Here is a 12,886-nt window from a genome sequence, read left to right as displayed (position 1 = left end):
GGATGTCCTCCCTCAGCCTGCAAGCAGGCGACAGTGGGAGGGCGGCGTGGCTTTCAGCCCGAGGAAGCTCCCCGGCAGATACCAGTAGGCAGCATGCACCAGTTTCGACCCTGCACCTGAAGCTTTGGCCTTTCGAAGGGCGAACCAGGTCATGACCGATAGGCCGGTGCCGATGATGATGTGCTGCGCAAGGATGCCCCAGGCGAACGGGACGAGCAGTCCCGCAAACTCGTCGATGGTCCAGAAACCGATGAGCTCCGGATCGTCGAGCCGCCGTGGAACGAGGTATCTGTCGGCCATGCCGCCCTCCCGTCGTTAGACCGCGATCAGATGGTCGCGGTCACGACCGAGGTGACGATCGGCACACCGGTGCCGACGCCGATACCGACACCGACCGGGACCGCGACCTGCCCTAGGGCGAAGCGGCCCGAGGCGAGCGCGATAAGCCCGCCGGCAAGGCTGAGGACGGTGATGATTTTCCCGCCCGAACCTTCGAGGAAGTCGGTAAATTTCTGCAGCGCCGGATCAAAGGTCGTGTCGGCACCGGCATAGGCGGCACCGGCGCAGGCGAGCGCAATCGCGGCCGGAAGAATATAGTCGCGGGCACGAATGCCTTTAACGGATGGGCGGGGAAGGGTGATTGCATTGTTCATCGAGGAACTCCGTTTCGAACATTGGCAGCGATGCGTTCGCTGTATGTTCTTTCCTCGATTGGAAGGCAGGGTGTAGGAAAACGGAAACTGCCGCACGCGGCATTCCGACCAAGAGAAATCGTCGATTCTGGGCAATCTGACCGGGCTTTGCGCGACCGGTGCAGACATTGCGGCCAAGAATACCGATCATTGCGCCACCCATACCGAAATCTGAGATCGAGGGACCGGACTCTGCGCGAATCAAATCGTGTGACGATGAGCCAGTTTCCTACGAGTTCCTTATTTGTTCTTTTTCCTTTCCTACAGTTGGACGCGTCGCGTAGCCTGTTGGCGATTCGCTAAAGATCACCGGAAGCAGGAACAATGGCGCGAAACACAAACGACAAATGGGGAGAACTATCGCGAGGAGTCGCCGCTTTCCTCGACCATGCCGTGGACGAAAGTGGCAAGTCCCGGCGGACGATTGCCGCACAGACGAATATCAATAAGGACGCGCTCCGACGCATCCTCGCCGGGACAAGGTCAGCCACACTGCTTGAGGCGCTGGCCATCCTTGACGCGAGCGGTCACGCGCCGCGCACCTCCCTGATGCTGGCACTCGCGGGGTACTCGCAGCGTAGCAAGGATTGGCAGAATAGCGGCGTGCTGGAATTTCTTGAAACCTTCATAAGCGAGTTGCCGTCTGCTTTGGATCAAGCGCTGGGCGAGAGGCTGCTCGATGTGAGACCGCGCTGGGCAAAGGGGACCGCTCACCGCACCGCCGGTCTCCTGTCGGATCACCTCGCGCAACTGGAGCGGCAGGATGAACAAAGCTTCGCTCTCTGAAATGACGACTGGTCTCGAAACGGACGCGGAAGCCGTTCCTGTCGAGCCAACGCCAGACCGGCTCATTCGTCTTCCCGAGGTCATGGCGCGCGTGGGCCTGCGCCGAACGGCAATCTATCAGCGGATGCGCGAAGGCCGTTTTCCAAAGTCGCGTTCGCTCGGTCCCCGTTGCACGGTTTGGGTCGAAGCCGAGATCGATGACTGGATCGGTTCTGTTGTCGAACGCACCGACGAGATATGTCAGAACACGCCCCGAATTTCGAGATGATCATGTCTTGCGTCCCGTCACCGCTCGAATAAACGCGCGCTGTCCCGCTAGCCGGAAAGCACTTCGATTATCCGGCATTCGCCAACCGCTCCGTGCTGGCAGTCGTCGACCATATGGCGCAGTTCGGTTCGCAGTTTTCGCAAGTCACCAAGCTTCCGATCCACTTCGCGTAGGTGGAGGCTGGCAATAGAGTCCACGGCTTCGCACGATTGCGATGGATCATCCGACAAAGAAAGCAATTGGCGCACCTCCGCCATGGTGAAGCCGAGGTCGCGTGCGCGGCGGATAAACCGCAATCTGGCCAATTCGGTCGGGCCATAGTCCCGGTAGTTTCCGGCGGTGCGTGGTGGTTCCTCCAGCAATCCGGTCCGTTCGTAGTAGCGGATCGTTTCGGCGGTCGTGCCGGTCTTCCGCGCCAGGGCACCAATCTTCATGGGTTTCTCGCAATGCTTGACCTTGTAGCCACTACAAGGTGCATAAGACGATTCGAAGATGCAAGCAGAACGGTAAAACCCTGTGGCAAAGAAGGACATTATTGAACTTATCGAAGCTGAGCGGCGCGTTTTCCGTGCCGCCAGGCAGTCTGGTGACCGGGCTTTGGCTTGGACCGCGCTCGAGCGGGAACATATTCTGGGCCAGGGCTTCTTCGGGCCGCACCTTCGTTCACATATGACGATGCTGGGCTATGCAGTTGAAACCCGCGATGGCCGCGAAGTTCTGGGGCAGGTCATACGTCTTGCGCTCGCTCCCCTTGGTAATCTCACCGGACGGCTCCCCTGGGGCAATACCGGACGCGCAAACGTGAGCGCATTCGCGCCAATGCCATACCCCGATGACCTCGCGGAGGTTCTTACGATCTCTTCGGGCGAAGCTCGCTAGCTCGCGCCATGGCAATTCTATCCAACGAACAGGTTGAACGCCTCTACGACAAGAACGCGGGAATCTATGACCGATTGGTGTCGGGGTTTCGGTGGGCCGGTCTTGGTCGCTGGCGACGCGATCTGGTTAACCGGCTTGAACTCAACGCCGGCGACCATGTGGTCGATCTGTGTGCTGGCACCGGCGCAAACCTCGCGTTTCTGCTTGAGAGAGTAGGACCAAGCGGCAAGGTGACGCTGGTCGACCTTTCGCAAGGCATGCTCGACCAAGCCCGTCGACGAGCGAAGCGCCTGCGAGCTAGCAATGTCGAATTTGTGCAGTCAGACGTAGCCGCCTTCCGCTTTCCGAGCGAGACCAGCGCAGTCATCAGCACCTTTGGACTGGAAATGCCACCTGACTACGCCGCGATCATCGAGCGCGCCTCAGCTGCTCTCCCGACGGGTGGCCGGATGGCCCTGCTTGGCCTGAAGCACCCCGAGCGCTGGCCGCGATGGCTGATTGAAATCGGCATAGTGCTGACCAAACCATTTGGTGTGGCGCGGGAATATGAAGAGTTCCGCCCTTGGCTTCCAGCACGCAAAGTTTTGCGCGAAGTCCACTTCCGCGAGTTTCTGGCCGGTTGTGCGTATGAATTCGTCGGTGCCAAATCGTGATCATGAAAAGACAAGCGCTCAGGCAGCCGTGCTTGCGCAAGCTTTGCAAGGCTCCTAAAGGGTTGAGTAACATGCCGCGTCTTGTGTTCCCCTTCCTTGCGATCATCGCCATTCTTTTCGGTAGTGTCCTATCGTTACCTGACGCGCATGCTTCAGAAGGCGAAAGCTTCGTTCATGCGGCCGATCACGTTTATGCGCATGGGGCGGACCACTTCGATAGCAATGATCCCGAGCCGGACCATGATGGTCAGGACCATTCGGCAACGCATCATCACAATTGCAGCTTCAGCCTCGCCGATAGTGGAGTGTTCCTGGGGTCGCCCTTTGCGCGCACGAATAGCCTGAAGGGTCCGCTTGCGACTTCGATGCTCACCTCGCGCGCGCCGCCGGTTCTGATCCAACCTCCCAAAGCCTGACAGCAAATCATGTGCGAGTGCGCCTGCGCGTGCGCTCGATTGGTTTCAGTCAGGAGATACAATAATGCGGTGCTTTGCACTGGCCGCGGCCTTGGTTGCCGTGTCCACGGGTTCGCCAGTATTGGCACAGGAAACAGTTACACTCGAGCAAGCGCTCGCTCGAGCGGGCGTCGGCGTTGAAGGGGAAGATGACCCTTCCAGCAATCCACGGGTTTACGGCCCTCAGGCGGAGGCCGAAGCCGCGCGTGCGGCTATCGACCAAGCACGCCTCCGACCCAATCCCGAGTTATCGCTCGAGGCCGAGAACATCGCGGGCTCCGGCGCTTTCTCCGGGCTGCGATCGACCGAATATACCCTGGCGATCGGTCAGCCGCTCGAACTCGGCGGCAAGCGAAGCGCACGTATCGCGAGCGCACGCGCATCATCCGATTTCGCCGGCTTGCAGAGCAAATTTGCCTTGTCGCAACTCGCTTTGGGGGTGCGCGAGCGTTATGTGGAGGCTGTAGCCGCAGGCCAACGCCTCGTTCTCGCGCGGCAAATCGTCGAGCGAAACCGTGAACTGACGCGGATCGCCAACGTGCTTGTAGAGGTTGGGCGGGAGCCGCCGCTTCGAGCTATGCGTGCACAAGCTACGCTTGCCGAGGCGGAAGCCGAACTGCAGGCTGCAGAAGCGGCTAATGGGGCGGCTCGTCAGGCGCTCGCGGCACTCTGGGCGACCGGTCAGTCCAGCCCATCTGTTTCTGCCGCGTTTCCCGAACTATCGCCGCCGCTTGACCTGCCGAGTTCGGATGATCCCCTGCCGTTGCGGATTGCAGGGGCGAGAACTGCCTTCGCGCAGGCGGAGATCGCGCGCGAGCGCTCGCTAGGAGTGCCCGATCCCACGCTGTCCGCAGGCGTGCGGCGCTTTGAAGAAAGCAACGATCAAGCCTTCATCGTCGGCATTTCTATCCCGCTGCCTTTCCGCAATCGCAACCAGGGCAACATCGCAGCCGCTGAAGCGCAATATCGCGCGGCAAGCGCAAGCGAGGCAATAGCCGAGGCGGACTACCTGCTCGATTTCGAGCGAACCCGAACGCTTTATCTGGCCGCCGAAACGCGGGTGGAAACCCTTTCCAGCGCATCCCTGCCGCAGGCCGAGGAAGCGCTCAGGCTCGTCGAGATCGGCTACCGCAATGGCAGATTTCCGCTGATCGAAGTCCTGGCAGCTGCCGAAGCGCGCGACGCCATTCGTGAAAATCTGATCCAGGCAGAAGAGACCCGCGGCCTGCTCGCTGCGCGGCTCATCTGGCTCTCCGCACAGTGAGATCCCTTCCCATGAAACGTAACTATTTTATCGCGATAATCGGCATCCTTGTTCTGGTGGCCGTATCTGCTTGGGCCTTCTGGCCTTCAGGGTCAGTCGACCACTCTGAAGACGGGCATAGCGAAGAGGAAGGCGGAGCAGAAACCGCAGGTTCCGAAGGCGTTCTGCTGATAGACGAGAAGCAGATCGTGGCTTCGTCGATAGAAATCGAAGCTGTCCAATTCGGCGCTGCGACGGAGCTTGTATTCCCAGCGACCGTCGCCGCAGCGCCGAATGCCAGCGCGCGGATCGATGCACGTGCTTCCGGTGTGGTGAGGAGCGTGAACAAGACGCTTGGCGACTATGTCAGGCGAGGTGAGCCAATTGCCCGGATCGAAAGCGCAGACGCTGCCGGACTGGCTGCGCAGGTCGCTGCTGCGCGTGCCCGCGTCAACGAACTTTCCGCACTCTATGACCGGGAAAGGCGGCTGTTCGAGGCCAATGTGACGGCTCGGCAGGATCTCGAAGCTGCACAGGCCAATCTGCAGGTGGCAAGGTCTGAACTTTCCCGTGCGCAAGCCGCATCTGCAGCTGCCGGTGTCAGCGGGGATGGACGGTCGCTTGCTGTGACGAGCCCGATTTCAGGGCAGATCACCAGCGCGCCGATCGTGCTCGGCTCCTACGTCTCCGCCGGTGAAGAGATGTTCCAGATCGTGAACGCGAGCGGCTTGCAAGTGCAGGTGGCTCTGCCCGCCAGTGATGCTGCGAGAATTAGGCCCGGCGACGAGGCAACGCTGGAATTCGGAGAGGAGCGGGAGATCGGCGGACGTGTGCGCTCGATAACTCCGGCACTAGATCCGGAAAGCCGCAGCGCAACCGCAGTTATTTCGCTCGCTGGAGCGGTCCCCGGATTGCAGCCAGGCGCATTCTTGCAGGCGCGCATCCGACCCTCAGGTGAAACCGATGCGACCTCGATCTCGGTGCCTGAATCCGCAGTTCAGATGGTCGAAGGCCGGGAAGTCGTGTTCCTTCGCACGCGTACCGGCTTCCGGGCGACGCCTGTCGTGACGGGATCGCGCTCGGGAGGGCGCATCGTGATCGAGTCCGGCCTGCAAGATGGCCAACGGATTGCGACCGAAAACGCCTTCCTGCTCAAGGCCGAACTCGGAAAAGAGGAAGCCGAACATGGACATTGATAGTTCTGAAAGCGGCTTCGAAAAAGAGGCCGACAGCAATGGCGGCTTGATTGGCGGCGTGCTTGACTGGTCGGTGCGCAATCGCTGGGCGGTCGTAGCCCTTGCCCTAGGTGTTGCCATTTGGGGCGCGTTCAATCTTGCAAAACTGCCGATTGATGCGGTGCCGGACATCACCAATGTTCAGGTGCAGATAAACACCGAGGCACCGGCCCTCTCGCCCTCGCAGATCGAAACGCAGGTAACCTTCCCTGTCGAAACCGGACTAGCCGGTATCGAGGGACTTGAGATGACCCGCTCGATCTCGCGTAACGGCTTCAGCCAGGTCACCGCGATCTTCGAAGAAGGCACCGACATCTACTTTGCCCGGTCGCAGGTCGAAGAAAGGATCGCCAACCTGGCCTCTTCGCTTCCTGCAGGTGCGGAGCCGTCAATGGGTCCGATTGCAACCGGTCTCGGCGAGGTGTTGATGTATACCATCGAATTCGAGCATCCGGGTGGAACCGATGCGCCCAAGGGTGGTGCTGTTGGCTGGCAGAAGGACGGCAGCTTTCTCACGGACCGGGGCGAGCGATTGGACACGGCGGTGGCAAGAGCCGCCTATCTGCGCACGGTACAGGATTGGGTTGTCGCGCCGCTGATGCGTACGGCCAACGGCGTGGCGGGCGTGGACTCGATCGGTGGCTTTGAGAAGCAGTACTTGGTGCAGCCAGACCCCGACCGCCTCAACGGCTACGGCGTTTCGCTCGACCAGCTGATTACCGCGCTCGAAGCGGCGAACCAGGCCGAAGGCGCCAACTTTGTCGAACGGGCTGGCGAAGCTCTTCTTGCACGTGTCGATTCCCGGCTGAATTCCGTAGAAGACATTGCGCAGGCAGTGGTGGCAACGCGCGAAGGTGTGCCGATCCGCGTCGGCGACGTGGCAACGGTCGAAATTGGCGGCGATCTCCGCACTGGTGCAGCCTCGCTGAATGGCGAGGAAGCCGTCGTCGGTACTGTGCTGATGCGCGCAGGCGAAAACAGCCGGACCGTAGCTGCGGGTGCTGCCGACAGGCTCGACGAGATACGATCGTCGCTTCCGGCAGGAGTTGAAGCGGAGATCGTCTACAACCGTTCGACACTCGTCGATGCGACCATCGTGACGGTACGCAACAACCTGGTCGAGGGCGCGCTGCTCGTCATCGTCATTTTGTTCCTGCTGCTTGGAAACATCCGCGCCGCGATCATTGCAGCTCTGGTCATCCCATTGTCGATGCTGATGGCAGCTATTGGCATGAACCGGCTTGGCGTATCGGGCAATCTGATGAGTCTTGGAGCGCTTGATTTCGGCCTGATCGTCGATGGCGCTGTCATCATCGTCGAAAACAGCATCGCGCGCCTCGCCGCAAGGCAGGAGCACAAGGGACGTTTGCTCACACTGCGCGAACGCCTTGCCGAGACGCGGGCAGCGGCGCATGAGATGATCAAGCCAACGGTGTATGGCCAGGCGATCATCTTTCTGGTTTTTGCGCCACTCCTCACCTTCACCGGGGTTGAGGGCAAGACATTTTCGCCCATGGCCATCACGGTGATGCTGGCACTTGCCTCGGCATTCATCCTCTCGCTCACGTTCGTCCCCGCGATGATCGCTCTCTTGCTGAACAAGAAAATCAACGAGCAGGAAGCAAAGCCCATCCGAATGACAAAGGAGCGCTATGGTCCGCTGCTGCGCAGAGCGCTTGCCCGTCCATGGCCTGTCATCGGTACCGGAGTCGGCGTGTTCGCGCTCGCGGCGCTTGTCTTCAGCTTCATCGGCAGCGAATTTACACCGCAGCTCGACGAGCGTGATCTTGCTGTCCAGTCATTGCGTATTCCTTCCACCCCACTGGAGCAGTCGCTTACAATGCAGCGCCAGGTTGAAGCGCGATTGAAGCAATTCCCGCAGGTTGAGCTGGTATTTTCGCGCACCGGCACGGCAGAGGTCGCGACCGACCCTATGCCGCCGAACATCTCGGATGCCTATGTTATCCTCAAACCGCGCGAAGAATGGCCTGACCCCTCGCTGTCTAAGGATCAACTTGTAAGCGAGATGGAAGAGGCGCTCGGCAATCTCGTTGGCAATCTCTATGAATTCAGCCAGCCCATCGAGCTGCGCTTCAACGAGCTCATCGCAGGCGTTCGCGGCGATGTCGCGGTCAAACTCTACGGCGATGATCTCACGGCCATGACGGCAGCAGCCAATGAAGTTGCCACAGTTCTCCGCGGCGTTGATGGTGCGGCCGACGTGAAAGTTCAGCAAGTGTCGGGCTTTCCAACGCTCGATATTGCCTTCGATAGACCCACAATCGCGCGTTACGGCCTGACGGTCGAAGACGTGACACAGTCGGTCGCCATCGCCCTTGGCGGTCGCAAAGCGGGTCTCGTGTTCGAAGGTGACCGGCGGTTCGATGTCGTGGTCAGGCTGTCCGATGCGAACCGCAACGACTTTGACCAGCTTGGAACATTACCCATTGTCCTGCCCAATGGCGGAAGCGTCCCGCTTCGTGCTGTGGCAGAATTTCAGGTGATAGATGGGTTGGCCGAAGTCCGGCGCGAGCAAGGGCGCCGACTGGTGATTGTGTCCGCCAACGTCCGTGAACGTGATCTTGGGTCATTCGTCGAGCAGGCACAGTCCGAGGTTGCCGCGAATGTTGATTTGCCGTCCGCATCATTCATCGAATGGGGTGGCCAATATCAGAACCTGCAACAAGCTCAGCAGCGTCTGCTCATCGTGGTCCCGCTTGCCTTCGCGGTTATCCTACTGTTGCTTTATATGGCGGTCGGCGGTTGGGTCCCTGCGCTGGCGGTGTTCAGCGCAATCCCTATGGCACTGGCTGGCGGGGTCTTTTTCCTGGCTCTGCGCGGCATGCCCTTTTCCATCTCGGCAGCGGTGGGGTTCATTGCTCTCTCCGGAGTTGCGACGCTGAACGGCCTCGTCATGATCACAGCGATCAAGCAGCGTCTCGAGCAAGGCTTGGAACTGGGCGACGCGATCATCGAGGGCGCGATCGCGCGGCTGCGGCCGGTGTTGATGACAGCGCTAGTTGCATCGCTCGGCTTTGTTCCGATGGCGCTTGCGACGGGAACCGGGGCCGAAGTGCAACGTCCATTGGCTACGGTTGTCATTGGTGGGTTGATCACCGCCACGGCGCTCACCCTGTTCGTATTGCCAGCCATTGTAAGCCTGATCTTCGCGAGAAAACCGCGCGCGACCCAGGTTGAGACATCAGCAGCAGCGAGGAGCGACAGCTAGTGACACGGAATATCGAACTCGAACTATCGTCGCTTCTCCCGGACATTCCGAGCGACACCGACAGATGTATCGCTCGGCTGCAGTCGTTGCTCAGTTCGCGGGCAGGTGTGCGTGCGGTTGAGGTCGTTGAAGGATCGAACAGTGCACCTGCCCAGCTTGATCTTACGATCCCGATCGTCTCACGATCGCGCGGATCAGAGAACTCGCGCACGTAGCAGGAGCGGAAATTTCCGGGCGCTACGGGCATGTTGTGTGGCAAACCGAGGGCATTAATTCGGTGCGCCGGGCGCAGACAGTCGCAGAACTGGTAGCCCGCGAATCCGGCGTACTTGAAGCAAATGCCGATGCGAGCGGAAAGCTGGTCGCCGAGTTCGACCGCCGGCGTACCGATGAGACCGCGATTGCCAATGCGCTGCAAGAACTGGGGGTTTCAATCAAGGCCGACAAAATCGCCGCAAATGCCAGAGATGCTGAAGAACACCGCCATGACGATAAAGATCATTCCGGGCACAGTCACGGCGGCATCTTCGGCGCTAATACTGAACTCTTTTTCTCGCTCGCTTCGGGCGCATTTCTCGCCATCGGCTTCGGGATCGAGAAGCTATGGGACGGGCATCCGGTCTGGCTGCCGTTCGCTTGTTATATAGTGGCATATTTCTTCGGAGGTTTCTTCACTCTCCGAGAGGCGTGGGACAATTTGCGCCTCCGCCGGTTCGAAATCGACAGCCTCATGCTTGTCGCCGCTGCGGGCGCCGCCTTTCTCGGGGAATGGGCCGAAGGCGCGCTACTGCTGTTCCTGTTCAGTTTCGGCCACGCGCTCGAACACTACGCGATGGGGCGCGCGAAGAAAGCTATCGAAGCGCTCGCCGGGCTTGCCCCGGACACCGCACGGGTAAAGCGCGGAACTGACGTAGTTGAGATCCCGGTCGAGGAGCTTGCGCTAGGCGACGTGGTAATCGTGCGTCCGAACGAACGCCTTCCGGCTGATGGCTTCATCCTGGACGGCGTCAGTGCCATCAATCAGGCTCCGGTGACCGGCGAAAGCGTGCCGGTCGACAAGAGCGCGGTTTCGGATGTTGCTTCTGCGCGCGCCAACCCTGACAATCTTGCGGATGTCAATCGCGTCTTCGCGGGGACGATCAACGGATCGGGCGCGCTCGAAGTGGAAGTGACCCGGCGATCGAGCGATACGACCCTAGCCAAGGTCGTCCAAATGGTGAGCGAAGCCGAGGCTCAGCAATCTCCGACCCAGCGCTTCACGCAGCGCTTCGAGCGAATTTTCGTGCCTGCCGTGCTCGCTCTGGCCGGCCTGCTCCTTTTCGCATGGGTCGTCATCGACGAACCCTTCCGCGACAGTTTCTACCGGGCGATGGCGGTGCTTGTGGCTGCGAGCCCCTGCGCTTTGGCGATCGCGACCCCGAGCGCGGTCTTGTCCGGAGTGGCCAGAGCAGCGCGCAGCGGCATTCTGGTAAAGGGCGGCGCGCCGCTCGAAGATCTCGGTGCGCTCAAGGCCATCGCGTTCGACAAGACCGGTACTCTTACCGAAGGCGAACCCCGCATTACCGATGTCCAACCCGCGCAGGGCGTATCTGAAAACGAACTGCTTGCGATTGCCTCGGCGGCTGAAAATCTGAGCGATCATCCCCTGGCACAGGCGATTGTAAGGGACGGCAAGCAGCGGCTTGGCGATGAGACTCTGCCCGAAGCAACCAATCTCGAAAGCTTCACAGGCAAGGGCATCACCGCGCTTGTCGACGGTGAGCGGGTGTGGATCGGAAAGCTCGAAATGTTCGGGCAAGACGGGGTCCCTGCGCTCAGTGCCGAACTGTCGGATGCTATAGAGTCCATGCGCGAGCGCGGGCGAACGACGATGGGCGTTCGCTCGGAAACGCGCGATCTCGGAGCGATCGGCTTGCTCGACACGCCGCGCGCGGCGGCAAAGGCGACGCTCGAAGCGTTGCGCGGCCTCGGGATCACCCGAATGATCATGATCTCGGGCGACGACCAAAGAGTGGCCGATGCGGTTGGAAAGGAAGTCGGCCTCGACGAGGCCTGGGGCAATCTCATGCCCGACGACAAGGTCAAGGCCATCCGCAAGCTTGCCGGCCAGGACAAGGTTGCGATGGTCGGAGACGGGGTTAATGACGCTCCGGCCATGGCGAACGCAACGGTCGGAATAGCAATGGGGGCTGCCGGCTCGGACGTTGCATTGGAGACAGCCGATGTCGCGCTGATGGCCGATGATCTCGCCCGACTGCCTTTCGCCGTCGATCTGAGCCGACAAACCCGGTCAATCATCCGGCAGAACATGATCGTCAGTCTCGGAATTGTTGTCGTGCTCATCCCGGCAACCATTTTCGGTCTCGGGATAGGCCCCGCTGTCGCGGTTCACGAGGGATCAACGCTAATCGTGGTCGCCAATGCGCTTCGCCTTCTGGCGTATAAAGAGAAGGGCAGCGCAAAAGACATAGCGGAGAAGCCAGTATGAGCTGCAACGATGACTTCGATCTGGATTCGGCGGGCAAGCGACGCACATTGTGGATCGTATTGTGGCTCAACGTCGCAATCGCGGTTGGTTTCTTTGTCGTTGCCTATTTTGCGGACTCGAACGCGCTCTTGGCCAACGGGCTCGACAATTCATCCGATGCATTTGTCTACGCGCTCAGTCTTCTGGCTCTCACCCGTTCGCAATCCTGGAAACGAGGGGCCGCGCGTTTCTCAGGCATTATGCTCCTAGTCTTCGCCGGAGGCGTTATCGCCGATGCCGTCAGGCGTTTCATCGAAGGCTCCGAGCCGGGCGGCCTGATGATGATCGCCATGGCGGCCATCGCGGCGGTGGTGAACCTCATATGCCTGCGCATGCTCCAGAAGCTTCAGCAAAAGGATGTCAATCTGCGCGCAGCGACCACGTTTAGCTTCAACGATTTCATATCGAACGGCGGTATCATCGTCGCCGGGATCATCGTTATGATTACAGGCGCAAATTGGCCGGATCTCGTGGTTGGGATCGCGGTTGCTGGCATCGCCCTGTATGGCGGGATCGATATCCTTCGCGATGCGCACAGGGATAAGCATGAGGAAGCGGGCACCCAACATATCAAAGGCGACGAATTCCGAAGATGATGCTCGAATTTTGCATTTTGGCCGCTGGATTGCCTCGGCTCCTTATTCAGACTCAGCCTGCGGCAACGCATCGCCGTCCTGAAAAAACTGCATCCGGCGACCATCCACTTCCCGATCGCATAACCTGGCGTTTCGCCTTCTGATCGGCCCAAAAACGGCCGACGCTCCTTTCACCTGTCACTACGAATAACATGTCGTCGTTTGCCAAAGGCGCTTTATCTCATCTGTCCGATTTTGGGGGTATTGATGGGGGTATTTGCAAGGCGATTCAGAAAGTTAATAAGGTAAATCAGCACGTTATACGCTCCCTATATTTCCCTCCT

General features: G+C 59.9%; 12 protein-coding genes and 1 pseudogene. 10 read left to right on the top strand and 3 right to left on the bottom strand.

Annotation, left to right across the window (positions count from 1 at the left end; genetic code table 11):
• Positions 1–12 precede the first annotated feature (12 nt).
• Together traL and LHJ54_RS11820 are read right to left on the bottom strand one after the other, a co-directional pair.
• A complete protein-coding gene (gene traL, locus LHJ54_RS11825) occupies positions 13–300 on the bottom strand; it encodes a type IV conjugative transfer system protein TraL (protein WP_011413833.1) in 288 nt (95 codons plus the stop codon).
• A 26-nt stretch (positions 301–326) separates the two neighbouring features.
• Complete coding sequence (locus LHJ54_RS11820; RefSeq protein ID WP_173214078.1) at positions 327–653, bottom strand: hypothetical protein; 327 nt, start codon at positions 651–653, stop codon at positions 327–329.
• A gap of 363 nt (positions 654–1,016) precedes the next feature.
• On the opposite strand from LHJ54_RS11820, the gene LHJ54_RS11815 reads away from it, so the two are divergent.
• Positions 1,017–1,478: a hypothetical protein gene (locus LHJ54_RS11815; RefSeq protein ID WP_029140025.1), complete on the top strand. Its 462-nt coding sequence runs from the start codon at positions 1,017–1,019 to the stop codon at positions 1,476–1,478.
• A 1-nt stretch (position 1,479) separates the two neighbouring features.
• Positions 1,480–1,746, top strand: a complete 267-nt coding sequence (locus tag LHJ54_RS11810) for an AlpA family transcriptional regulator (RefSeq protein ID WP_010412637.1) — start codon at positions 1,480–1,482, stop codon at positions 1,744–1,746.
• A 47-nt stretch (positions 1,747–1,793) separates the two neighbouring features.
• On the opposite strand, the gene LHJ54_RS11805 is transcribed toward LHJ54_RS11810, so the two are convergent.
• The gene (locus tag LHJ54_RS11805; RefSeq protein WP_010412642.1) at positions 1,794–2,180 is read right to left on the bottom strand and encodes a helix-turn-helix domain-containing protein; all 387 of its coding nucleotides are present in this window, start codon (positions 2,178–2,180) and stop codon (positions 1,794–1,796) included.
• A gap of 82 nt (positions 2,181–2,262) precedes the next feature.
• On the opposite strand from LHJ54_RS11805, the gene LHJ54_RS11800 reads away from it, so the two are divergent.
• From LHJ54_RS11800 to LHJ54_RS11765, 8 genes and pseudogenes are all read left to right on the top strand, one after another.
• Positions 2,263–2,625 (top strand): DUF3703 domain-containing protein, encoded by a 363-nt coding sequence (locus LHJ54_RS11800; protein ID WP_228244095.1) that lies wholly within the window; start codon positions 2,263–2,265, stop codon positions 2,623–2,625.
• A gap of 8 nt (positions 2,626–2,633) precedes the next feature.
• Complete coding sequence (locus LHJ54_RS11795) at positions 2,634–3,278, top strand: class I SAM-dependent methyltransferase (protein ID WP_228244094.1); 645 nt, start codon at positions 2,634–2,636, stop codon at positions 3,276–3,278.
• Between the two features lie 71 nt (positions 3,279–3,349).
• Positions 3,350–3,694: a hypothetical protein gene (locus LHJ54_RS11790; RefSeq protein WP_221572383.1), complete on the top strand. Its 345-nt coding sequence runs from the start codon at positions 3,350–3,352 to the stop codon at positions 3,692–3,694.
• 64 nt (positions 3,695–3,758) lie between these two features.
• On the top strand, positions 3,759–4,997 hold the full coding sequence (locus LHJ54_RS11785; protein ID WP_228244093.1) for a TolC family protein: 1,239 nt from the start codon (positions 3,759–3,761) through the stop codon (positions 4,995–4,997).
• An 11-nt stretch (positions 4,998–5,008) separates the two neighbouring features.
• Positions 5,009–6,172, top strand: coding sequence for an efflux RND transporter periplasmic adaptor subunit (locus tag LHJ54_RS11780; RefSeq protein ID WP_228244092.1), 1,164 nt, complete (start codon positions 5,009–5,011; stop codon positions 6,170–6,172).
• Between the two features lie 46 nt (positions 6,173–6,218).
• Positions 6,219–9,440, top strand: a complete 3,222-nt coding sequence (locus LHJ54_RS11775) for an efflux RND transporter permease subunit (protein ID WP_228244366.1) — start codon at positions 6,219–6,221, stop codon at positions 9,438–9,440.
• Positions 9,440–11,928, top strand: a pseudogene (locus LHJ54_RS11770) (heavy metal translocating P-type ATPase). Before LHJ54_RS11775 ends, LHJ54_RS11770 begins: the two are co-directional and overlap by 1 nt.
• On the top strand, positions 11,925–12,563 hold the full coding sequence (locus tag LHJ54_RS11765; protein WP_228244091.1) for a cation diffusion facilitator family transporter: 639 nt from the start codon (positions 11,925–11,927) through the stop codon (positions 12,561–12,563). Before LHJ54_RS11770 ends, LHJ54_RS11765 begins: the two are co-directional and overlap by 4 nt.
• Positions 12,564–12,886 lie beyond the last annotated feature (323 nt).

The organism is Porphyrobacter sp. GA68 (genome assembly GCF_022605525.1).
Taxonomy (GTDB): domain Bacteria; phylum Pseudomonadota; class Alphaproteobacteria; order Sphingomonadales; family Sphingomonadaceae; genus Qipengyuania_B.
Note: the sequence above shows the minus strand (reverse complement) of the source record. Positions and strands in the feature narration are given on the sequence as shown.

Bases quoted from the DNA above. Each gene is read 5' to 3' on its own strand.
- LHJ54_RS11805 (WP_010412642.1), bottom strand. From the start codon at position 2,180: ATGAAGATTGGTGCCCTGGCGCGGAAGACCGGCACGACCGCCGAAACG.
- LHJ54_RS11785 (WP_228244093.1), top strand. From the start codon at position 3,759: ATGCGGTGCTTTGCACTGGCCGCGGCCTTGGTTGCCGTGTCCACGGGT.
- LHJ54_RS11765 (WP_228244091.1), top strand. From the start codon at position 11,925: ATGAGCTGCAACGATGACTTCGATCTGGATTCGGCGGGCAAGCGACGC.
- LHJ54_RS11815 (WP_029140025.1), top strand. From the start codon at position 1,017: ATGGCGCGAAACACAAACGACAAATGGGGAGAACTATCGCGAGGAGTC.
- LHJ54_RS11780 (WP_228244092.1), top strand. From the start codon at position 5,009: ATGAAACGTAACTATTTTATCGCGATAATCGGCATCCTTGTTCTGGTG.
- traL (WP_011413833.1), bottom strand. From the start codon at position 300: ATGGCCGACAGATACCTCGTTCCACGGCGGCTCGACGATCCGGAGCTC.
- LHJ54_RS11790 (WP_221572383.1), top strand. From the start codon at position 3,350: ATGCCGCGTCTTGTGTTCCCCTTCCTTGCGATCATCGCCATTCTTTTC.
- LHJ54_RS11820 (WP_173214078.1), bottom strand. From the start codon at position 653: ATGAACAATGCAATCACCCTTCCCCGCCCATCCGTTAAAGGCATTCGT.
- LHJ54_RS11795 (WP_228244094.1), top strand. From the start codon at position 2,634: ATGGCAATTCTATCCAACGAACAGGTTGAACGCCTCTACGACAAGAAC.
- LHJ54_RS11810 (WP_010412637.1), top strand. From the start codon at position 1,480: ATGACGACTGGTCTCGAAACGGACGCGGAAGCCGTTCCTGTCGAGCCA.